The following is a 22,489-nucleotide window of genomic DNA, read 5'->3' as shown; positions in this document are numbered from 1 at the left end:
GCGCCCGTCAACCCCGCCCGGAACGGGCCAGCAACGATGAGGAAACCCGAATGATCGCTCTGAAATCCCTGTTCGACCTGACCGGCAAGCGCGCCCTGATCACCGGCGGCTCGCGCGGGCTCGGGCTGCAGATCGCCGAGGCGCTCGGCGAGTTCGGCGCCACGATCGCCATCTCCGCGCGCAAGGCGGACGAACTGGACGAGGCGGTGAAGCACCTCGCCGGTCTCGGCATCACCGCCACCGCCCATGTCAGCGATCTCGGCAAGGAAGACGGGCCGAAGGCGCTGGCCGACTCGGTGCTGGCCGCCGGCCCGGTCGATATCCTGGTGAACAATGCCGGCGCCACCTGGGGTGCCCCTGCGGTCGACGTCACGCCCGAGGCCTGGGCGCGGGTGATGAACCTCAACGTCAACAACCTGTTCTTCCTCACCCAGGCGATCGCCGCCCGCTCGATGATCCCCCGCAAGTTCGGCAAGGTGCTCAACATCGCCTCGATCGCGGGGCTGCGCGGCCATCACCCGGACATCACCGGCACCATCCCCTACAACACCTCGAAAGGTGCGGTGGTGAACATGACCCGCGCGCTCGCCGCCGAATGGGGTCCGCACAACATCACGGTGAACGCGCTCGCCCCCGGCTTCTTCCCCTCGAAGATGACGCGTGGGCTCCTCGGCCAGTTCGAGGAAAAGATCCTGGCGAAGACGCCGATGAACAAGCTCGGCAACGATGCCGACCTCAAGGGCGCCGCCCTGCTCTTCTGCACCGCCGCCTCCGGCCACATCACCGGCCAGATCCTCGCGGTCGATGGCGGCTCCGGCGTGATCTAGAGCACTTTCCGATCCTTCCGGATCGGATGTAGTGCTCTATCTTGTTGATAAATAGAGCATCTTTATCCGATCAGATGATTCCATCTGATCGGATGATGCTCTAAGCGCCGCTCAGTCCCCGGACGCGGCGGCCACCGCGTCGCCGATCCGGGGGCGGAAGCCGAAGAACCCGCGCCCCGCATGCGGCCACAAGGCGCGGTCCCAGGCGCGGGCAATGCGCGCCGCCCCCACATCCGCCGCCGCCAGCGCCTGCGCGACCGGCCCGATGGGCGGATGCGCGGTCACCACCGTCAGCCGGTGCGCCGCCGCCCAGCCGGCGAGATCGTCCACTTCCAGCAACACCGGGCCAACGCCGAACAGCGCCGCCGCCCGCGCCATCGCATCCATCACCGCACCGCGGGCGAAGGCAGCCACCGCCGGCGCTACCCCGCCGCGCGCCCGCGCCTCCGGCATCGCCACCGCCGCCACCGCCCGCACCGTGCAGCCGGCAAGATCGAGCATCTCGGCCGCGCAATCCTCCTCATGCAGCAGCAGCGCGACATCGCCCGAAGGCGGCGGGTCGAAGCGCGGCGCCCGCGCCGCCGCCGGTGTCATTGTTTCCGCGAGCGGTTCCGCCGTCTCGTCGAGCAGCCCGCGCGGATCGAACCGTCCGCCGGTGAAGCGCGTGATATTCTCCGCCCGCGCGAGATAGTGCTTGCCCGGCGTATGTAGCCCTGCCACCCACCGCCATGACAATGTGTTAGATGCGATATCGCCATCGAGCAGGTGCCGGAGGAAGAAATCTGCCCCGAGTTCCCAGGGCAGACGCAGCGTGAAGATCCAGATCGAGGCGAACCACATCCGCGCATGATTGTGCAGATAATTCCGCGCGGCGATCTCCCGCGCCCATGAATCGAAACAGTCGATCCCGGTCTGCCCCGCGCAGGCATCGTGAAAGGCCCGCCGCAGCCCCGCTTCGGTCGCCAGCCGGTTCTCCGCCCGCCGCAACCCGGCGCAATAGAGCTCGAACACGCCGGGCCGGTGCTCCAGCCAGCCCTTCCAGTAGGTTCGCCAGCCCACCTCCTCGATGAATTTTGTCGCCGCCTCGCCATGCGCCGCCATCGCCGCCCGCGCCACCTCCGCCTCGGTGAGCAGCCGGTGACGCAGCCAGGGCGACAGGCGCGAGACCGCACCTTTCGTCTCCGGTCCCGGATCGGTATTGCGGCCGGCGGCGTAGCGCGCTCCGGCGCGCGGCAGGAAATCGGCGAGATGCTGCAGCCCGGCGGCGCGGGTCGGTATCGGTTCGGAACTCATGCCCGGCAGATGGCGCCTCCGCGGCTCTTGGCAATGCCGGCGGGATCGGCGAAACAGACTGACGGGAGGTTTGAGTGGACAAACAGATCCGGCACGAAGCGACCAGCGCCGATATCGCTGCTGCCGAACGCGTCCTCGGCATCGAGCAGACCGCGCCGGAGCGGGCGCTGATTGCCCAGGCCATCGCGGCCCAGATCGATCTCGCCCGCGCCCGCCGCGCGGTGACGCTGGACGATGATCTGGCGCCGGCATGCGTGTTCGAACCGCGCCTGCCCGGCTTCGACATGCCCGATCCCGGGCCGCTGATCCTGCCCCGCCCGACGCTTCCCTTTCCCGGGGCCGAAGACGACGAGGCGATCGCCTTTGCCCCCGCCAGCGCCCAGGCCGCCTGGATCCGCGCCGGCGAGCTGAGCGCGGTGCGGCTGACCACCATCTATTTCGAGCGGATCGCCCGGCTCGATCCCGCCCTCGGCGCCTTCGCCCGGCTCAACCCGGCAGCGCTGGACGACGCAGCCGCCCTCGATCACCGCGCCGCGCGGGGCGACTGGGCCGGACCGCTGCATGGCGTTCCCTGGGCCTGCAAGGATTTGATCGACACGGCCGGCATCATCACCGATTGGGGCGCGGAACCGTTCCGCGACCGGCTTCCGCCGGATGATGCGGTTGTCGTGCGGCGGCTGCGCGCGGCCGGCGCCGTGCTGCTGGGCAAGACGGTGGTCGGCGCGCTGGGCTATGGCGATGTCTGGCATGGCGGACGCACCCGCAATCCCTGGAACCCCGATGAAGGCGCCTCTGGCTCGTCGTCCGGTTCCGCCGCGGCCGTCGCCGCCGGACTCTGCGGCTTTGCGCTCGGCACCGAAACCCTCGGCTCGATCGTCGCCCCCGCTGCGCGCTGCGGTGCCGTTGGCCTGCGGCCGAGCTTCGGCAGGATCGCGCGCACCGGCGTCATGCCGCTGTGCCCGAGCCTCGACCGGATCGGGCCGCTCTGCCGCGACATCGCCGACACGGCGCTCGTGCTCGCCGCCCTCAACGGCGCCGACCCCGGCGATCCGTCGAGCCGGGATATCCCTTTCGGCGGCGCTGCCGCAGGCAACCCCGAGGGCCTGCGGCTTGGCGTTCTCGACGGCGATTTCGCCGGCGCCGAATGCGGCGCGGCGCGGTGGGCGCTGGACCAGCTGCGCGCGCTCGGCGTCACCCTCGTGCGGGTGGCGCTGCCCAAGCTGCCCTGGGAGAGCCTTGTTTCAGTGCTGATGGCCGAAGCCGCCGCCAGCTTCGAGCCGCTCACGCTTTCGGACCGCGATGATCTTCTCGCCCGGCAGGACGAGGCCGCCTGGCCGAACCAGTTCCGCCTCGCCCGGTTTCTCTCGGCGGTCGATCATGTCCAGCTCGATCGCTTGCGCCGGCGCGGGATGCAGGCCATGGCCGATCTCTTCGCCGAGGTCGATCTTCTCGCCGCCCCCTTCGCCGCCGGCCCGCTGCACACGCTGGCAGCCTTCACCGGCCATCCCTGCCTGTGCATGCCCATCGGCTTCACCAACACGCCCCCTCGCCCCTCGGCCGGGCTCGCCGCCCCCGAACAGGCACCGCCGCGACCCGTGCCGGCGGCGCTCTGCCTGTGGGGAAGACTGTTCGACGAAGCCAGGCTGCTCGCCGCGGGCCACGCCCTCGCCGGGCGCTGCGCGCTCGACCTCCGCCCGCCGCTGAGCCGGCGCGGCGGCATGAAAGGACACAGCGCCGGATGAAACAACCCGAAACGGCCCCCAACGCGCACGATATCGCGGACCAACTTCACATCATTCGCGCGAGCACCCTGTTCGATCCCGGCCATTACACGCTGCAGGCGCGGGATCTGCCCAAAGACACCGATCCGCTGGTCGATTTCTGCGATCGGGGCTGGCGCGTCGGTCTTCGGCCGAACCCGTTCTTCGATCCCGCCTACTATCTCGCCCGCAATCCGGATATCGCCACCTCCGGCGTCAATCCGCTGCTGCATTACATTCAGTTCGGCGATCGCGAGGGACGCGATCCGTCACCGTTGTTCCACGCCGCCTGGTATCGTGAGAGCTACGGCATCCCGGAGGCCCAGAACGCCCTCGCCGACTACCTCGCCCGCCGCCGCACCGGCAAGGTCAGCCCGGTCCCATTGTTCGATTCCCGGTGGTACCTCGACCACAACCCCGATGTCGCGGCCTCCGGCAACGATCCGTTCGAACATTTCTGCGCTTTCGGCGCTTCCGAGTTGCGCGACCCCTGCCCTGATTTCGACATCGCCTTCTACGCCGCCCGCTATGCCACCGAGATCGCCGGCGGCAATCCGTTCCTGCATTATCTCGCGCATCGCGACGGCGGGTTCCAGCCGGTTCGGCCCACCGCCGAACGGCTCATCGTCGGCGCGGTGCGCGCGGCAACCCGCCCGGCCGACAGTTTCGAGCCGCGCCAGCCCTTGCCGGCAGGCGCGCCGCGTCTTGCCACCGTTCTCGCCTACTACCTGCCGCAGTTCCACACGATCCCGGAAAACGACGCCTGGTGGGGAACCGGCTTCACCGAATGGACAAATCTGGCCCGTGCCACCCCCCGCTTCGCCGGGCATTACCAGCCCCGCGCGCCGCGCGATCTCGGCTTCTATTCGCTCGATGACCCCTCGGTCATGCTCCGCCAGATTACCATGGCAAAGGAGGCGGGCCTGGGCGGTTTCGTGTTCTACTACTACTGGTTCAACCGCCGGCGACTGCTGGACAAGCCGGTCGAGCGCTTCCTTGCCGACCCCTCGCTCGACATGAAGTTCTGCCTGATGTGGGCGAACGAGAACTGGACCCGGCGGTGGGACGGGCTGGAGCGCGAAATCCTGCTCGCCCAGGACTATCTCCCGCAGGACGACACGGCGCTGGTCGACGATTTCGCCCGCCATTTCGCCGATCCGCGCTACATCCGGCTCGAAGGCCGGCCGCTGCTCATGATCTACCGCGCCGCGCTCATCCCTGACCCGGAAGCGACCATCGCCCGCTGGCGCCGGCTGTTCATGGATCGCCACGGCGAGGATCCCCTGCTTTTCATGGCCCAGAGCTTCCATGACTACGACCCGAGGCGGCACGGTCTCGACGGCGCCGTCGAATTTCCCCCGCACAAGCTCGTCGTGGACACGCCGAAGCTGAACGCCTCGCTCGATCTTTTCGATCCCGAGTTTTCGGCCGATGTCTATCATTACAACGACATCGTCGCCACGTCCCTCGCCGACCCCGACCCCGCCTTTCCGCTGATCCGCACCGCCGTGACCGGCTGGGACAACGACCCCCGCCGCGAGGGCGCGGGAGTCGTGCTGCATGACGCAACACCGGCGACATACCAGGCCTGGCTTGCCGCGCTGATCGAGCGGGCCCGCCGCAATCCGGTGCAGGGCGAGCCGATCGTCTGCATCAACGCGTGGAACGAATGGGCCGAGGGCGCCTATCTCGAACCCGACCTGCATTATGGCGCCGCCTTCCTGAATGCCACCGCCCGTGCGATTGCCGGCCGCGCAGCCGCAGGAGCCGCCCCGAACATCCTGCTGGTAGGGCACGACGCCCTGCCCCATGGCGCGCAGATGCTGCTTCTGCACCTCGCCCGCACCCTGCGCCGGGAACATGGCATCGTCCCGCGCATCCTGCTGCTGAGCGGCGGCGAACTTGTTCCGGACTACGAGGCCGAGGGCATCGTCGACCTCGCCCCCAACGAGGCGGCGCTGCAACGTCATGTCGCATCCTACCGCGCGCTGGGAATCGACGCCGCGATCGTCAACAGCCTCGCCTCGGCGCGGGTCTGCATACCGCTGGCCGAACAGGGACTTCGCGGCGTTTTGCTGGTTCATGAAATGCCGCGGCTGGTGGAGGAGAAATCGCTGCGCGGCGTCGCCCGCCAGGGCATGCGCGCGGCGGCCGCGACTGTGTTCTCATCGGAGCACGTGCGCGACACGTTATGCGCGGCGCTTGATATAGCCCCCGCGGCGCATGTCGTCCCCCAGGGCAACTATCAGAATGTCAGCTACGACGCGGCGGCGCGCAAACGCTTCCGCGCCAGTCACGGCATCCCACCGGGCGCCTTTGTCGTGCTCGGTGTCGGTTTCGGCGACCTGCGCAAGGGGTTCGACCTGTTCCTGCAGGTTTTCCGCCTGCTCGTCACGACTCGGCGGGATATCCACTTCATCTGGCTCGGCGAGACCCATCTCTGGGTCCGCGACTATCTCGGGACCGAGATCGACGCAGCGCGCGAGACCGGCCGCTTCCAGCTGCTGCCCTTCACCAGCGACGTCGCGCCTGCCTATTGCGGCGCCGATCTCTACGCGCTGACCTCGCGCGAGGATCCGCTGCCGACGACGGTAATCGAGGCCATGAGCGCCGGCCTGCCCGCGATTGCCTTCGCGGGCGCCGGCGGCATCCCCGACCTCCTGCGCGAAACCGGCGCGGGTGCCAGCGTGCCAGCCGGCGACGTCGCCGCCTTCGCAGCGGCGACCGCCGCGCGGCTCGATCATGCAGCCCTCGCGGCCGACCGGCCTCGCATTAGCGCCGAAGCCGCGCGGCGGTTCGACTTCAACGCCTATGCCCGCCACCTGTTGGCGCTGGCCAAGCCCGATCTTGTGCGGATCTCGTGTTTCGTGACCAACTACAATTACGAGCAACATCTCCCGCGCCGCCTGGCCGGAATTTTCGGCCAGACCTACCCGGTCGAGGACATCACCCTGTTCGACGACGCCTCGACCGACAATTCGGTCAAGGTCGCACGGGAGACCGCCGCGACATGGCGCCGCAGCCTGTCCATCCGCACCAACGCGAGCAATACCGGCTCGCCTTTCGGCCAATGGCGTGAAGCTGCTGAAAAGGCGCGTGGCACTTTCGTCTGGATTGCCGAAGCCGATGACGATGCCGCGCCAGGCCTCCTCGCCGCTCTGGTCGACGCCCTCGCCGCCGCGCCGGACGCGGTGATGGCAATCGCCGACTCTCGGAGCATCGATGCCGATGGCAACCCGCTCATGCCGGATTACCGGCGTTATTACCTCGAAGCCGGCGCGCCGGAACTCGCGACGTCGATGACGATGGGGGCGCGAGAGTTCGCCACCCGCTTCCTTGCGGTGCGCAATCTCGTGCTGAATGTGAGCGGCGTGCTGTTCCGGCGGGATTCCCTGCTGGCCAGCCTCTCCCGCCTCGGCGACGAACTCCCGACATTTCGCCTTGCCGGCGACTGGCGGCTTTACCTCGACATGCTTGCCCATGCGGCGGGCAATGTCGTGTGGGTCGCCGAACCGCTGAACATCCACCGCCGGCACGAAGCCGGCGCAACCGGCACCCTCGCCGCCGCCGCGCATCTTGAGGAAATCGCCCGGATCCATGACATCGCGGACCGGCTGCTCGATCTCGACGACGATATTCGGGCCGCGCAGCGCCGCTGGCGGGACGAATTCGCCCACCGTGCCCGGCCCAGCGCTGGCAGCGCCACCTCAGCCCGAGGCACAGGGCAGAAAGCTCCTCGCGGATCAGCCAGGCGGAGTTGAAACTAAATTTTAAGATTTACATTCGATATCGTAACCATATCAGATTTTTTTGTTCAAAAATTAGGCTTATTTCAAAATTATATCGATTTTTAAAATGTAATATATTTTTAGATTTTTTGATGATTTAGATCAAATATTATTCTAATATTTCTTAGATCAGACCGTTTTCTTATACCGTCAGAAATGCTAGTTACAAACATGGAAGTCGAGGTCATTGTCTCTGCGTCCATCCATAAATTGATTTGTTATTGTCTATAAATTCCAACATTTGAGCGAGACCAATTATCGGCCTCGTTTATTTTTGAAGATATGCCTGATCTCAAATGAAATTTCTTATTACTGGCGGTTGTGGGTTTATCGGTTCGGCAGTTGTCCGGCGTATCGTCGGTCATACGCCCCATGAGGCAGTGACGGTCGACAAGATGACCTACGCCGCCTCGGAAGAGGCTCTGGGCGAGGCACTGGGGCACCCGCGTCATCACCTTGTCCAGGCCGACATCACCGATGCCACGGCAATGCGCGCCGTCTTCGAGACGCACCGGCCGGACATCGTGATGCATCTCGCCGCCGAATCGCATGTCGACCGCTCGATCGACGGGCCGCGCGATTTCATCGACACCAACATTACCGGCACCTTCGTCCTGCTCGAGGCCGTCCGCGCCTGGTTCGCCACCCTGGACGAGCCTGCCCGGCGCCGCTTCCGCTTCCACCACATCTCGACCGACGAAGTGTTCGGCGCCCTCGAACCCGGCGATGCCCCGTTCACCGAAACCACCCCCTACAACCCCCGCAGCCCCTATGCCGCCAGCAAGGCCGCCTCGGATCATCTTGTCCGCGCCTGGCAGCATACCTACGGCCTGCCGACCATCGTCTCCAACACCACCAACAATTACGGCCCCTGGCAGTTCCCCGAGAAACTCATTCCGCTGGTGCTGATCAACGCGCTGGAAGGCAAACCCCTGCCCGTCTACGGCGATGGCTCCAACATGCGGGACTGGCTATTCGTCGAGGATCACGCCGAGGCGCTCCTTGCCGTCGCCCTCACCGGCACGCCCGGCGAGACCTACGCCATCGGCGCCCGTCAGCCCCGCTCCAATCTCGACGTCGTCCGCACCATCTGCCGCTTGCTGGACGCGCGCCGCCCCGATCCCGCCGGCCCGCGCGAGCGGCTGATCACCTTCGTCACCGACCGTCCCGGCCACGATTTCCGCTACGAGATCGACCCCTCACGCAGCGAGGCGGCACTCGCCTGGCATGCCACGCATGATTTCGAAGCCGGTCTCGCCCGCACCGTCGACTGGTATCTCGCCAACGAGAGCTGGTGGCGCGCCATCCACGCCCGGCGCTATGCCGGCCAGCGCCTCGGGAACGCGGCATGATCCGCAAGGGCATCATCCTCGCCGGCGGCTCCGGCACCCGCCTTCACCCCTCCACCCTCGCCGCCTCGAAGCAGCTGCTCCCGGTCTACGACAAGCCGATGATCTATTATCCGCTGTCGACCCTGCTGCTCGCCGGCATCCGCGACCTGCTGCTGATCTCCACACCGCAGGATCTGCCGCAATTCCGCCGCCTGCTCGGCGATGGCAGCCAGTATGGCATCCATATCGACTATGTCGCCCAGCCCTCGCCGGACGGTCTCGCCCAGGCCTTTCTGATCGGCGAGGACTGGCTTGGCGGCGAAGCCTGCGCCCTCGCTCTCGGCGACAACCTGATCCACGCCGACCATCTCTCGCTCGCGCTGCGCCAGGCCGCCAGCCGAGACACAGGCGCGACCGTCTTCGCCTATCAGGTGCGCGATCCCGAGCGCTACGGCGTCGTCTCCTTCGACAGCGCCGGCCGCGCCACCGACATCGTCGAAAAGCCCGCCAATCCCCTGTCTCACTGGGCTGTAACCGGCCTCTATTTCTACGATCACCGTGTGACGGAGTTCGCCCACCGCATCCGCCCCTCGGCGCGCGGCGAACTCGAGATCACCGATCTCAACCGCCTCTATCTCGACGACGGTTCGCTCACCGTCGAGCGCCTCGGCCGCGGCACCGCATGGCTCGACGCCGGCACTCCCGACTCCCTGCTCCAGGCCGCAACCTTCGTGCAGACCATCCAGGCGCGCCAGGGACAGCTTGTCGGTTGCCCCGAGGAAGTCGCCTTCCGCATGGGCTTCATCGACGCCGACACATTGCGCCATCACGCCGCCCTCCTCGGCAAGACCGCGCTCGGCCGCGTGTTGCACGAACTCGCGGATGGAGAGGCGGCATGATCGAGTCCCTCAACCTTCCCGAGGTGAAGCTCGTCACCCCGCCGCGCTTCGCCGATTCCCGCGGCTGGTTCAGCGAAACCTGGAATCAGGCGAAGCTGGACGCCCTCGGTTTCACCGAATCCTTCGTGCAGGACAACCATTCCTCCTCCACCCGCCCCGGCACCATCCGCGGCCTGCACTGCCAGATCGCCCCCTTCGTCCAGGGCAAGCTCGTCCGCTGCATCCGCGGCGCGATCTGGGATGTCGCGGTCGATATCCGCCACGGCTCGCCGAGCTTCGGCCACTTTGCCGCTGCCGAACTCTCCGCCGCCAACGGCGCCCAGCTCTGGATCCCGCCCGGCTTCCTGCACGGGTTCTGCACGATCGAGCCCGAAACCGAGGTCGTCTACAAGGTCACCGCCCCTTACGACAAAGCCTCCGAGCGTGGCGTCATCTGGAACGACCCCGATCTCGCTTTGCCCTGGCCGATCCCCGCCGATGGCGCCCTGCTCTCGAACAAGGACAATCTCCTGCCCCGCCTTGCCGAGGCCGATCCCTGGTTCAGGATCTGAGATGGATACCCGCCCGATCCTGATCACTGGTGTGAGCGGCCAGCTCGGCCATGCTTTGTCCTTGCACGCGGCCAGAACCAACACCCGATTCCACGCTGTCGGCCGCCCCGGCTTCGATTTCGACGCACCGGAAACAATCGCCGCCGCCCTCGCCGACGCCGATCCCGCACTCGTCGTCAACGCCGCCGCCTGGACCGCCGTCGACGCCGCGGAAGCCAGCGCCGACGCCGCCTTCCGCGCCAATCGCGACGGCCCCGCCACCCTCGCCACTCTCTGCCGCGCCCGCGGTATCCCCCTCATCCATGTCTCGACCGACTATGTGTTCGACGGCACCAAGGGCGCGCCCTACACCGAAACCGACCCGATCGCCCCGCTCGGCGTCTATGGCGAAAGCAAGGCCGCCGGCGAGGCCGCCATTCTCGCCTCTGGCGCCGAGGCCATCATCCTCCGCACCGCCTGGGTGTTTTCCGCCAGCGGCAAGAATTTCGCCCGCACCATGATCGCCGCCGCCTCCCGCCTGTCGGCGCTGCGCGTCGTCGCCGACCAGCGCGGCGCCCCCACCGCCGCCGAAGATCTCGCCGAAGCCATCCTCGCCATCGCCGCCCGCATCGTCGCCGCGGGATGGCAGCCCGGCTTCGCCGGCATCTTCCACGCCACCAGCGCCGGCGACACCACCTGGCACGGCTTCGCCACCGAAATCCTCGCCATCGCCGCCCGCCACGGCACGCCGCACCCCGAAATCATCCCCATCGCCACCGCAGACTGGCCCACCCCCGCACGCCGCCCCGCCGACTCCCGGCTCGACACTACAAAACTCCGACAAACCTTCGGCCTCGCTCTCCCGCACTGGAAAGACGCCACCGCCCGCATCGTCCCCGCACTCCTCGCCCAGGAGCGCGCATCGTGATCACCATCCTGCTCTCCACCTATAACGGTGCGCAGTTTCTGTCCGACCAGCTCGCGAGCTTCGAGGCGCAGACCGATCGCAACTGGTGCCTGCTCTGGCGTGATGACGGCTCGTCGGATGCGACACGGGAGATCATGGCCGGTTTCGCCGGCCGCATCGGCGCCGAACGCTGCCGCGAGGCGCCCAATTCCGGCATACATCTCGGCGCCGGGCAGAGCTTCCTTTCCCTTCTCGCCGCTGCGAAAGACGCACGGATCATCGCCTTCGCCGATCAGGACGATGTCTGGCTGCCCGAAAAGCTCGCCCGTGCCCGGCTGGCGCTGAGCGGGCAGAATTCAGGCCCGCGCCTCTATACTGCCCGGCAGTATCTGGTCGATGCCAATCTCCAGAGCCGCCGGCTCTCGAACCTGCCCGCCCGCAAACCCGGCTTTCCGGCCTGCCTCACGCAGAACGTCGTCCATGGCAATACGGCGGTCATGAATCGCGCCGCCGCCGACCTCATCTGCCGCATCCCTGGCCCGGCCGGCACGGTGCATGACTGGTGGAGCTACATCGTGGTCAGCGCCTGCGGTGGCTCGATCACGGTCGATCCCAAGCCGGTCGTGCTCTACCGGCAGCACGAGGGTAACCTGATCGGATCGCCCCGCACGACCGTGGCCCGCGCCGTCGGTGCGATAAAACGCGGCCCTGATATCTTCATGACGATGATGCGGCGTCATGTCCGCCAGCTGGAGGCGCATGGCGACCTGCTCGCCGCCACAGCGCGCGCCGATCTCGCCCGCATCGCCGCCGGACTCGATGGCGGCTTCGCCCCACGTCTCAGCGCCATGCGCTGCCCCGGGCTGTCACGGCAGACGCCGCTCGAAAACCTGCTGTTCCGCCTCTGGTTTGTCCTCGGCTAGAGCATCATCCGATCAGATGGAATCATCTGATCGGATAAAGATGCTCTGTTTATCAATGTGATAGAGCACTACATCCGATCCAAAAGGATCGGAAAGTGCTCCAAAGGGACGCCTGCCTATTTCGCAGGCTCCCCGGCCGTCAGCATCTCCACCCGCCAGCCGCCATCTCCGGCAAGGTGGAGTCGCCGGGTGTGGTAGCGGATGATGGTCGAGCGATGGCCGACGCTGATGATTGTCGCCTCCGGTAATTCCTCGAGCAGGATCTGATACATCGAGGCCTCATAGGCCTCGTCCAGCGAGGAAGTCGCCTCGTCGAGGATCACCACATCCGGGCGGAGCAGCACGCAGCGCGCAAAGCCGATCCGCTGCTGTTCGCCGAGCGAAAGTTCGCGGTCCCAGGCCTGCTCGGAATCGAGCCGGTCGACGAGATGGCCAAGCCCCACCCGTTGCAGCACCGCCGCCACCGAAGCGGGATCGAGCACCTCGGCATAGGGAAAGCCGATGCTTTCGATCAACCGGCCATTCGCGAGATACGGCCGCTGCGGCACGAACAGCATCCGTCCGGCGGGCCTCGTCACCCGCCCCTCGCCGAAAGGCCAGATCCCGGCGATGGCGCGGACCAGCGTGCTCTTCCCCGATCCTGTCGGCCCGTTGAGCAGGAGCCTCTCGCCGGGGGCAACCCGCAGATCGAGCGCATCGAGCAGCTTGCGTCCGTCCGGCAGGGTGAGCGAGAGGTGTTCGATCGCAAGCCCCGCATCGTCCCCGCGCTCATAGACGATCCGCGGCGCCGCCGCGGCTTCGTGATGATGCCGCATGCTCACCTCCAGCGCGTAGAGACGATCGACGACCGCCCGCCATTCGGTGATCGACAGATAACCCTGCCCGATCGAGCTGAAATTGTTGAGGATGAAGGCAAAGGCCTGCTGGGTCTGGCCAAAGGCGTTGTTGGTCTGCGAGACCGTGCCGATCAGGATCCGCTTGGCGAGATAGGACGGGATCACCAGGCCGAAGGCAAGCAGCCCGCCCAACGTATTGAAGGAGAAGTTGAACGTGTTGACGAATACCGTGCGGTAGATCCGGCGATAGAATATCTCCACCACCGGCGCGAAATTCCGCTTCAGCCGCGTCGCCTCCGCGGCCCCGCTCTGCGCCGTCGCGATGGCCTCGGAGTTGTCCCGCACGCGGACCAGCTCGAAGCGGAAGTTTCCCTGCATGCGCTGCTGGATATTGTTGAGCCAGAACAATGGCTTGCCAATGATCAGGATCAGCCACGTGCCGCCGATCGCATAGACCAGGTTCATCCACAGCAGCAGGCCGGGAACATAGACGCCGAACAGCCGGAGATTGCGGCTGAGCAACCAGAGCATCACCGAGAACGAGACGATCGTGACAACCGACTGCAAGGCATTGAGCGGCAGGTTCACCGTCTGGCCGGTGAAGAAATCGATATCGTCGGAGATGCGCTGGTCGGGATTGTCGACATCGCGGTCGTCAAGCTGCATCCGGTAATGCGCCTGCCGGTCCATCCAGCCATCGACCATGTGTCCGGTCATCCACCGCCGCCAGCGGATCTGGAAGATCTGCACGAGATACTGGCTCGCCGTGTTGATCACCACGACCATCGCCGCCAGCCCGAGAAAGATCCAGAACAGGCGCCAGATTTTCGCCACGTCGTAGCGCTGCATCGCATCGAAGAACGATCCGTTCCAGACCGTCAGCGCGTAGTTCATCGCCACGATCACCAGCACCATGACGACGTTGACGATCATCAGCCCCCAGGCGATCCGCCGCTCCTCAGAGCGGAAGAACGGCTTGGCGACGTAAAACAGGCGGTAGAAAAATCCGGTCCGGGCGAGCTCGTCGTCCATCTCTGTCTCCGCATCCACAGGTGTTCCCGCCCCCATATAGGCGCGGATGGCGCAAGACCAGCCGGCAGCGCCATATCATCAGCATCCGGGCGCATTCCGGCGCATCGCTCTCGCGCCATCGTGAGCGCGGAAGCCGGCTCGGCGGTTGAATATCCCGCCCCGGCTTCAAACCTCCGGTCCATCGCACGCGTCCCTTCGGGCTCAATCATGCCTGACGGGCATTGCTCAAAGCCGACTTGCCGATGCCGGGCGCGGGTCTTAAGACCGGGGCCCGAACAGGAGGGATGACATGGCCAGTAGCGACACCGCCGGCAACGAGATTGCGCTGGAGCGCCAGAACGCGGTTCTCGCCCGCCCGATGACCGAGATGCGGCAGCTTGCCAACGCCGTTCGCGCGCTGGCGATCGACGGCGTCGAGGCCGCGAAGTCCGGCCATCCCGGCATGCCGATGGGCATGGCCGATGTCGCGACCGTGCTGTGGACGAAATTCATGAAGTTCGACGCCGCCGATCCGCACTGGCCGGACCGCGACCGCTTCATCCTCTCCGCCGGCCACGGCTCGATGCTGCTCTACGCGCTGCTGCACCTCACCGGCTACGAGGGCATGTCGATCGACGATCTGCGCCAGTTCCGCCAGCTCGGCGCCCGCGCCGCCGGCCATCCCGAGCGGATCGAGCATCCGGCCATCGAAATGACCACCGGTCCGCTCGGCCAGGGCATTTCCACGGCGACCGGCTTCGCCCTCGCCGAGCGCATGCTCGCCGCCCGCTTCGGCAAGGGCATGGTCGATCACCGCACCTGGGTCATCGCCTCGGATGGCGACATGATGGAAGGCGTGTCCCACGAGGCCTGCGCCATCGCCGGGCATCTCGGCCTGAACAAGCTCACCGTCTTTTACGATGACAACGAAATCTCGATCGACGGCGGCACCGACATCTCGATGACCGACGACGTGCTCAAGCGCTTCGCCGGCTATGGCTGGGCTACCCGCCGGATCGACGGGCATGACCCCGAGCAGATCGAATCCGCCATCCGCTTCGCCCTGCGCAGCCGCAAGCCGACGCTGATCGCCTGCCGCACCATCATCGGCTTCGGCGCGCCGAAAAAGGCCGGCACCCCGGCCACCCACGGTTCGCCCCTCGGCGCCGACGAAGCAGCCGCCGCCAAGGCCCTGCTCGGTTGGACCGCGCCACCCTTCACCGTACCGGACGACATCCTCGCCCCCTGGCGCGGGGCCGGGGCGCGCAGCGCCGGCGCGCACCGGGCCTGGGCAAAGCGCCACGCAGCGAGCAACCAGCGCGCTGCCTTCGATGCCGCCCTCGCCGGTGACCTGCCGCCCGACTACACCACCGCGATGGCCGCCCTGCGCGAGAAGATCGCTGCCGAGAAGCCCAACATCGCCACCCGCCAGGCCAGCCAGATGGCGCTCGACGCGGTGGTCCCCGTGGTCCCCGAAATGGTCGGCGGCTCGGCCGACCTCACCCCCTCGAACAACACGTTCGTAAAATCGATGGGCGTATTCACCGCGAAGGACCATTCCGGTCGCTACATCCATTTCGGCGTGCGCGAGCACGGCATGGGGACGACGCTGAACGGCCTCGCCCTGCATGGCGGGCTGATCCCCTATGGCGGCACGTTCTTCATCTTCTCCGACTATTGCCGCCCGGCCATCCGCCTCGCCGCGCTGATGCGCATCCGTTCGATCTTCGTGCTCACCCACGATTCGATCGGCCTCGGCGAGGATGGGCCGACCCATCAGCCGGTCGAGCATCTCGCCTCGTTCCGCGCCATGCCCAATGTCCTGGTGCTGCGCCCCGGCGATGCGATGGAAACCGCCGAATGCTGGGACATCGCGCTGAAGCACAAGGACGGCCCGGTCCTGCTCGTACTCAGCCGCCAGGCGATGCCGACCCTGCCGCGCGACCACGGCGCTGAAAACCTCTCCGCCCGCGGCGGCTATGTCGTCGCCCCGGCCGAGGGGCCGCGCCGCGCCACCATCCTCGCCACCGGCTCGGAAGTCGCCCTTGCGCTCAAGGCGCGCGAGATGCTGGCGGCCGAGGGCATCGCGGTCGCCGTGGCATCGGTGCCGAGCTTCGAACTGCTCGATCGCCAGGACCCCGGCTACCGCACCGAGGTGCTTGGCGAGGCTCCGCGAGTCGGCGTCGAGGCGGCGGTCGGGTTCGGCTGGGAACGCCTGCTCGGGGCCGATGGCACCTTCATCGGCATGCACGGCTTCGGCGCCAGCGCGCCATACCAGAAGCTGTTCCAGCATTTCGGCATCACCGCCGAGGCGATCGTTGCGGCAGTGAAAGCGAAGCTGTAATTCCGCCATCGACACTATCACCGCCTCCGGCTCACCTGAACGTTTTCGAGGGAGACTTCTTCACATGACCGTCAAAGTCGCGATCAACGGATTCGGCCGCATCGGGCGCCTCGTGCTGCGCGCGATGATCGAGAGCGGGCGTTCCGACGTCGAATGCGTCCTGATCAACGACCTCGGAAGCGTCGAGGACAACGCCCACCTGCTCCGCTACGACTCGGTGCATGGCCGCTTCCCCGGCACCGTCGAGGTGAAGGGTGACAGCATCGTCATTACCAATGCCGGTCGCACCTACGCGCCGATCCGCGTCTCCGCCGAGCGCGACCCGGCGAAGGTACCGATGCAGGGCGTCGACCTGGCGATGGAATGCACCGGCCTGTTCACCAAGCGCGACGCCGCGGCGAAGCTGATCGAGGCCGGCGCCCGCAAGGTCCTGGTCTCCGCCCCGGCCGACGGGGTGGACGCCACCATCGTCTACGGCGTGAACCACCACACGCTGACAAAGGACATGACGATCATCTCCAACGCCTCCTGCACCACCAACTGCCTCGCACCGATGGCGATGGTGCTGCACGAGACCTTCGGGATCGAGCGTGGCTACATGGTCACCATCCACTCCTATACCGGCGACCAGAAGACGGTGGACACCCTGCACAAGGATCGTCACCGCGCCCGCGCCGCCGCCCTCTCGATGATCCCGACCACCACGGGCGCGGCCCGCGCCGTCGGCCTCGTCCTGCCCGAGCTCCAGGGCAAGCTCGACGGCACCGCGATCCGCGTGCCCACCCCGAACGTCTCGCTCGTCTCGCTCGACGTGAACCTGAAGAAGCAGGCCAGCAAGGACGAGATCAACGCGGCGATGAAGGCCGCCGCCGAGGGCAAGCTCAAGGGCATCCTCGACTATTCGACCGAGGCCCTGGTCAGCGCCGACTTCAACCACGTCGCCTATTCCTGCAGCTTCGACGCGCCGCAGACCGCAGTGATCGACAACGCGCTCACCCGCGTCATGGGCTGGTACGACAATGAATGGGGCTTCTCGAACCGGATGAGCGACACCGCCGCCCTGTTCGGATCGCTCTGATGGCGGACTGGCGCCCGCTCGACGGGGTCGATGTCAGGGGAAAGCGCGTCCTCGTGCGCGCCGACCTCAACGTCCCGCTGCGCGACGGCCGGATCACCGACCTCACCCGCATCGAGCGCCTCTCGCCGACCATCGTCGAGCTCGCCGGCAAGGGTGCGAAGGTGATCGTGCTGTCGCATTTCGACCGGCCGAAGGGCAAGGTCGTGCCGGAGATGTCGCTCCGCCCCGTCGCCGCCGCGCTCGGTGAGGTGCTGCGCCGGCCCACCGCCTTCGCCGCTGACTGCATCGGCCCCGAGGCCGGGGCTGCCGTCGCCGCGATGGCGGAGGGCGACATCCTCGTGCTGGAAAACACCCGCTTCCATCCCGGCGAGGAGAGCAACGACCCTGGCCTGGCGAAGGCGATCGCCGCCAATGGCGACATCTTCGTCAACGACGCCTTCTCCGCCGCCCACCGCGCCCATGCCACCACCGAGGGTCTCGCCCATCTCCTGCCCGCCTATGCCGGCCGGCTGATGCAGGCAGAGCTGGCCGCCCTCGAAGCCGCGCTCAGCCACCCGAAACGCCCGGTCGGCGCCATCGTCGGCGGCTCGAAAGTCTCCACCAAACTCGACCTGCTGACCAACCTGATCACCAAGGTCGACCTGCTGGTGATCGGCGGCGCGATGGCGAACACCTTCCTTGCCGCCCAGGGCGCGGAACTCGGCAAGTCGCTGCAGGAACCCGCCCTGCACGATACCGCCCGCGCCATCGTCGAAGCCGCTGCGACGCATGGCTGCCGAATCCTGCTGCCGTCGGATTTCGTGGTCAGCGAGACCTTCGCGCCGAACCCGCCCACCGAAACCGTACCGGCGAACGCGGTGCCGGCGAACGCAATGGCGCTCGATGTCGGCCCCGCCACCACCGAGGCAATCATCGCTGCGGTGAAGGCGCTGAAAACGCTGATCTGGAACGGCCCGCTCGGCGCCTTCGAGACCCCGCCTTTCGACGCCTCGACCATGCGCCTCGCCGCTGCGGTGGCGGAGGCCACGGCCGGCGGGCTGATCTCGGTCGCCGGTGGCGGCGACACGGTGGCCGCACTCCGCCTTGCCGGCGTCACCGATCGCCTGACCTATGTCTCCTCGGCCGGCGGCGCCTTTCTTGAGTGGATGGAAGGCAAGACCCTGCCGGGAGTGGCAGCGCTCACGCCGCGCTGATCGATCGGCGCGCCATCGACGTCTGAACCCGCCGGTCCGGTTCCCCGGGCCGGCGGTCTTCGTTTCAGGAGGCGGTGCCGCCCACCGTCAGCCCGCCCATCAGGATGCTCGGCTGCCCGACGCCCACCGGCACGCCCTGCCCGTTCTTGCCGCAGGTGCCGATGCCGGGATCGAGTTCCAGGTCATTGCCGATCATCTCCACCCGGGTCAGCGCGTCCGGCCCGTTGCCGATCAGCGTCGCCCCCTTCACCGGTGCGCCGACCCGCCCATCCTCGATCAGGTAGGCTTCCGAGGCGGTGAACACGAACTTGCCCGAGGTGATATCGACCTGCCCGCCGCCGAAATTCGCCGCATAGATGCCGCGCTTGACCGAGCGGATCATGTCCTCCCGGCTGGCCTCGCCTTCCAGCATGATGGTGTTGGTCATCCGCGGCATCGGCAGATGCGCGTAGGATTGCCGCCGCCCATTGCCCGTCGGCGTCATGCCCATCAGCCGCGCGTTCTGCCGGTCCTGCATGTAGCCGGTCAGGATGCCGTCCTCGATGAGCACGGTGCGCCCGCTCGGCGTCCCTTCGTCATCCACGCTCAGCGAACCGCGCCGGTCAGGGATCGTGCCGTCATCGACCACGGTGACACCTTTCGAGCCAACGCGCTTGCCCATCAGCCCGGCAAAGGCCGAGGTCTTCTTGCGGTTGAAATCGCCCTCCAGCCCATGCCCGATCGCCTCATGCAGCAGAATGCCCGGCCAGCCCGCGCCGAGCACCACCGGCATCTCGCCGGCCGGCGCCGGCACGCTGTCGAGGTTCAGCGCCGCCTTGCGGATCGATTCGTCCACAGCCGCCCGCCAGAAGGCCGGCGCCGTCACGCCCTCATAGGTCGCGCGCCCGCCGGCGCCGTGGCCGCCGGATTCGCGCCGCCCGTCCTGCTCCATCACCACGGAAACATGCAGCACCACCAGCGGCCGCACATCGGCCACGCGCACCCCATCCGCCCGCAGGATCTCGACCACCTGCCACTCGCCGGCCAGGCTCGCCATCACCTGCACCACGCGCGGATCGGCGCCGCGGGCATAGGCGTCGATCTCGCCGAGCAGCGCCGCCCGCGCCGCGAAGGGCATCTCCGCGAGCGGATTATGTTCGGTATAGAGCCTGCGCGTTGCCGCCGCGGGGGCGACCGCCACCGTGCCGGCATCGCCCTGCCGCGCCGCGCGCAGCGTCTCCACCGCGCGCGCCAGGGCCGCGTCGGAAATCTCCCCGGCATGGGCATAGACCGCCGCCTCGCCGGTCACCGCGCGCAGGCCGAAACCGCGCCGGCTGTCGAAATTCGCATTGCGGATCCGCCCGTCATCCAGGCTCACCACCTCGGATTCGCGATATTCCAGGAACAGCTCGCCATCGTCGGCGGCCTCCAGCACGGGGGCGATGGCCCGCCGCGCCTCGATCACGTCGAGCCCGTCATTGCCATGGAACAGCCGGTCGGCGGTGGCGAGCATGTCTTGCATCGTGTCGGACATCATTCAGCGGCCTTCATTTCATAGGCGGGAAGCGGCACCGCCGCCGTCGCACCCCGCAGAGCGTGGCGGCAGGCGATGCAGGCGGCGAGCAGAAGCACGGCGTTCAGCTCGTGCACATAGCCGAGTTCGGCCATACCCGAGACCAGCGTGCTCATGCCAAGAATATATTGGAGCGAAACCAGCCCGGCCAAGAGCAGGAACAGGTCGCGTGCCTTCGCCCCCACCGGCGCGCGCAGCCCCATCGCCGCGGCGATCACGACGACGACCGCCGTCACCGTCGCCACCACCCGGTGATCGAACTGCACCGTCGCCTTGTTGGCGAGGAAATTGAGCCAGAGCGGATGCAGCGCCAGCGCATGCGGCGGCAGCGCGTGGCCGTCCATCAGCGGGAATGTATTGTAAACCTTGAGCGCGCCGCTCGCCGCCACCAGCGCGCCGAGGCCGATCGTGGCGATGATCAGCCCGATCGAGACGCTCAGCAGCCCGCGCAACCGGGCGAGGCCCGGCAGCCTCACGGGTTCGGGAGAACGCAGCGTCAGCGCGGTCCACAGCATTGCGGTGAAGATCAGCATCGCCAGCACGAAATGCGGCCCGAGATAGAGCGGCGAAGGCTGCAGGATACGGCTCGTCATGCCCTGATAGGTCATGTACCAGCCCATCGCCGCCTCGCCGGCGCCGAGCGCGAACAGGAACAGCAGCCAGGCCGCCAGCCGGTTCGAAATCCGCCCCCGCAGCCGGAAAACCGCCAGCGGCACCAGGAACACCACCGCCATCAACCGTCCCCAGTCGCGGTCGAGGAACATCGGCAGATAGAGCGACTGGAACTGAGCGAGCGTCATCTTCGACTGCATCGCCTGATACTGCGCCGTCGCCTTGTAGAGGCCGAAGGCGTGCTCCCATGCGGCATGGGTCAGCGGCGGGATGATGCCGGTAAAGGGCTGCCAGGTCTGGATCACGAACCCCGCGCCGATCGTCCGCGCATGGCCGCCGCCCACCACCATGCCGAAGATCATGAAACAGATGACGAGCAGCCAGGTGCCGACCAGCCGGTCCCCCCGCGCCGCCGTCCCGCTCATGCCGGCCGCCCGCGCAGTTCGAACCAGGCCCACACCGCGGCCGCCAGCAGCAGCACCGCGTTGAGCTGGTGCACGATGCCGATATCCAGGATTTTCGAGACGAGCGTGGTCACGCCGAGAATATACTGCACGATCAGCAGCGCGCCCATCACCAGGAACGCGTCGCGCGCCCGCGCCGGCAGGTCGGCGCGGACCGCCACTACCACCGCAGCCAGCACGCCCGCCGCCGCCACCGTGCCGAGCAGCCGGTGGTCGAACTGCGTCGCCGCCTTGTTGAGGAATAAATTGGTCCAGAACGGATGCAGCGCCGCGTAATCCGGCGGCACCCAGCGCCCCTGCATCAGCGGGAACGTGTTATCGATCGTATAGGCATGGGTTCCGGAGAGGAACGTCCCCGCCACGATGGCGATCACGATCAGCACGATCGAGCCCATCGCGATCCGCCGCACCCCCGCATAGCGCGCAGCCTCCGCCGGCGGCAGCCGCGCCTCGGCCGGCTTCAGCACGGTCAGCGCGGTGGCGAACACGGCAATCGCGAGCAGGGTCGCGAAACAATAGTGCACCGAGAGCCGGAACACCGAAACCTCGGTCAGCCCCGGCTGGAAGCCGGAGGCGACCATCCACCAGCCGATCAGCCCCTGCACCCCACCCAGGACGAACAGCGTCACCAGCCAGGGCCGCAGCCGCCGCTCGATCCGCCCGGTCCAGAGGAACCAGGCCAGAGGCACGCCGAAATCGAAGCCGAGCAGCCGGCCCCACATCCGGTGGATCCATTCCGGCCAGAAAATCGCCTTGAACCCGGCAAGGTCCATGCCGTGATTGAGCTGCTTGTATTGCGGAATCGTCTTGTAGAGCGCGAACATCCGCTCCCACGCCGCATGGGTCAGCGGCGGAATGACGCCCGAGACCGGCTGCCACGTCATGATCGACAGGCCGGCATTCATGTTCTGCACATAGGCACCGATTCCGAACATCTCGACGATCAGCGCGAAGCTGACGAACAGCCAGATCGCCACCATCCGCCGGCTTTCCGGGCTTGCCGCCCGCGCCTCGCGTGTGCCCAAAGAGCCGGCAAAACCCGCCACCGATTGCGATGCCATCAGACCATTTCCCGCATCTGTCCGTTACCAGACGCGGATTTGCACCTGAAATCCGGCTTGTAAACCCGCGTCTCGCGGTG

Annotated in this window: 16 protein-coding genes; 11 read left to right on the top strand and 5 right to left on the bottom strand. The window is 67.2% G+C overall.

All coding sequences use genetic code 11. The features are described from left to right. Positions 1-50 precede the first annotated feature (50 nt). Positions 51-827 carry an SDR family oxidoreductase gene (locus tag HUW10_RS17965; RefSeq protein WP_174504718.1) on the top strand — a complete coding sequence of 259 codons (777 nt, stop codon included), beginning with the start codon at positions 51-53 and terminating at the stop codon, positions 825-827. 111 nt (positions 828-938) lie between these two features. Here HUW10_RS17965 and HUW10_RS17960 read toward each other — a convergent pair whose 3' ends face one another. Further along, positions 939-2,120, bottom strand: coding sequence for an FAD-binding domain-containing protein (locus HUW10_RS17960; RefSeq protein WP_174504717.1), 1,182 nt, complete (start codon positions 2,118-2,120; stop codon positions 939-941). Between the two features lie 74 nt (positions 2,121-2,194). Between HUW10_RS17960 and HUW10_RS17955 the strand changes: the two genes are divergently transcribed. From HUW10_RS17955 to HUW10_RS17925, 7 genes are all read left to right on the top strand, one after another. Further along, a complete protein-coding gene (locus tag HUW10_RS17955) occupies positions 2,195-3,862 on the top strand; it encodes an amidase (protein WP_236656496.1) in 1,668 nt (555 codons plus the stop codon). Continuing rightward, positions 3,859-7,641 (top strand): glycoside hydrolase family 99-like domain-containing protein, encoded by a 3,783-nt coding sequence (locus HUW10_RS17950; protein ID WP_174504716.1) that lies wholly within the window; start codon positions 3,859-3,861, stop codon positions 7,639-7,641. Before HUW10_RS17955 ends, HUW10_RS17950 begins: the two co-directional genes overlap by 4 nt. Before the next feature lie 323 nt (positions 7,642-7,964). Next, positions 7,965-9,020: a dTDP-glucose 4,6-dehydratase gene (gene rfbB / locus HUW10_RS17945; RefSeq protein WP_174504715.1), complete on the top strand. Its 1,056-nt coding sequence runs from the start codon at positions 7,965-7,967 to the stop codon at positions 9,018-9,020. Further along, complete coding sequence (gene rfbA / locus HUW10_RS17940) at positions 9,017-9,898, top strand: glucose-1-phosphate thymidylyltransferase RfbA (RefSeq protein ID WP_174504714.1); 882 nt, start codon at positions 9,017-9,019, stop codon at positions 9,896-9,898. Before rfbB ends, rfbA begins: the two co-directional genes overlap by 4 nt. Next, complete coding sequence (gene rfbC, locus HUW10_RS17935) at positions 9,895-10,449, top strand: dTDP-4-dehydrorhamnose 3,5-epimerase (protein WP_174504713.1); 555 nt, start codon at positions 9,895-9,897, stop codon at positions 10,447-10,449. Before rfbA ends, rfbC begins: the two co-directional genes overlap by 4 nt. A 1-nt stretch (position 10,450) precedes the next feature. Then, on the top strand, positions 10,451-11,356 hold the full coding sequence (gene rfbD, locus HUW10_RS17930) for a dTDP-4-dehydrorhamnose reductase (protein WP_174504712.1): 906 nt from the start codon (positions 10,451-10,453) through the stop codon (positions 11,354-11,356). Continuing rightward, a complete protein-coding gene (locus HUW10_RS17925) occupies positions 11,353-12,258 on the top strand; it encodes a glycosyltransferase (protein ID WP_174504711.1) in 906 nt (301 codons plus the stop codon). Before rfbD ends, HUW10_RS17925 begins: the two co-directional genes overlap by 4 nt. A gap of 116 nt (positions 12,259-12,374) precedes the next feature. On the opposite strand, the gene HUW10_RS17920 is transcribed toward HUW10_RS17925, so the two are convergent. Then, a complete protein-coding gene (locus tag HUW10_RS17920) occupies positions 12,375-14,126 on the bottom strand; it encodes an ABC transporter ATP-binding protein/permease (protein ID WP_174504710.1) in 1,752 nt (583 codons plus the stop codon). A 289-nt stretch (positions 14,127-14,415) separates the two neighbouring features. Here HUW10_RS17920 and tkt point away from each other — a divergent pair, with 289 nt between their 5' ends. The 3 genes from tkt (at position 14,416) to HUW10_RS17905 (ending at position 18,720) form a co-directional block, all read left to right on the top strand. Then, a complete protein-coding gene (tkt, locus tag HUW10_RS17915) occupies positions 14,416-16,449 on the top strand; it encodes a transketolase (RefSeq protein ID WP_174504709.1) in 2,034 nt (677 codons plus the stop codon). A gap of 64 nt (positions 16,450-16,513) precedes the next feature. Then, entirely contained in the window at positions 16,514-17,527 is a 1,014-nt protein-coding gene (gap, locus tag HUW10_RS17910; RefSeq protein WP_174504708.1) for a type I glyceraldehyde-3-phosphate dehydrogenase, read from the top strand. Beyond that, positions 17,527-18,720: a phosphoglycerate kinase gene (locus HUW10_RS17905; protein ID WP_174504707.1), complete on the top strand. Its 1,194-nt coding sequence runs from the start codon at positions 17,527-17,529 to the stop codon at positions 18,718-18,720. Before gap ends, HUW10_RS17905 begins: the two co-directional genes overlap by 1 nt. Before the next feature lie 64 nt (positions 18,721-18,784). On the opposite strand, the gene tldD is transcribed toward HUW10_RS17905, so the two are convergent. Genes tldD through HUW10_RS17890 form a run of 3 tightly spaced genes read right to left on the bottom strand, consistent with a single transcriptional unit; the run spans position 18,785 to position 22,409 of the window. Continuing rightward, on the bottom strand, positions 18,785-20,236 hold the full coding sequence (tldD, locus tag HUW10_RS17900; protein ID WP_174504706.1) for a metalloprotease TldD: 1,452 nt from the start codon (positions 20,234-20,236) through the stop codon (positions 18,785-18,787). Continuing rightward, positions 20,233-21,309 (bottom strand): COX15/CtaA family protein, encoded by a 1,077-nt coding sequence (locus HUW10_RS17895; RefSeq protein WP_174504705.1) that lies wholly within the window; start codon positions 21,307-21,309, stop codon positions 20,233-20,235. The genes tldD and HUW10_RS17895 overlap by 4 nt, the downstream gene beginning before the upstream one ends. Then, positions 21,306-22,409 (bottom strand): COX15/CtaA family protein, encoded by a 1,104-nt coding sequence (locus HUW10_RS17890; protein WP_174504704.1) that lies wholly within the window; start codon positions 22,407-22,409, stop codon positions 21,306-21,308. Before HUW10_RS17890 ends, HUW10_RS17895 begins: the two co-directional genes overlap by 4 nt. Positions 22,410-22,489: the final 80 nt, after the last annotated feature.

It is taken from the genome of Acidiphilium sp. C61 (assembly GCF_905116885.1).
Taxonomy (GTDB): domain Bacteria; phylum Pseudomonadota; class Alphaproteobacteria; order Acetobacterales; family Acetobacteraceae; genus Acidiphilium.
The sequence above is the reverse complement of the archived record's forward strand: the minus strand, read 5'-3'. Positions and strand labels throughout refer to the sequence as shown.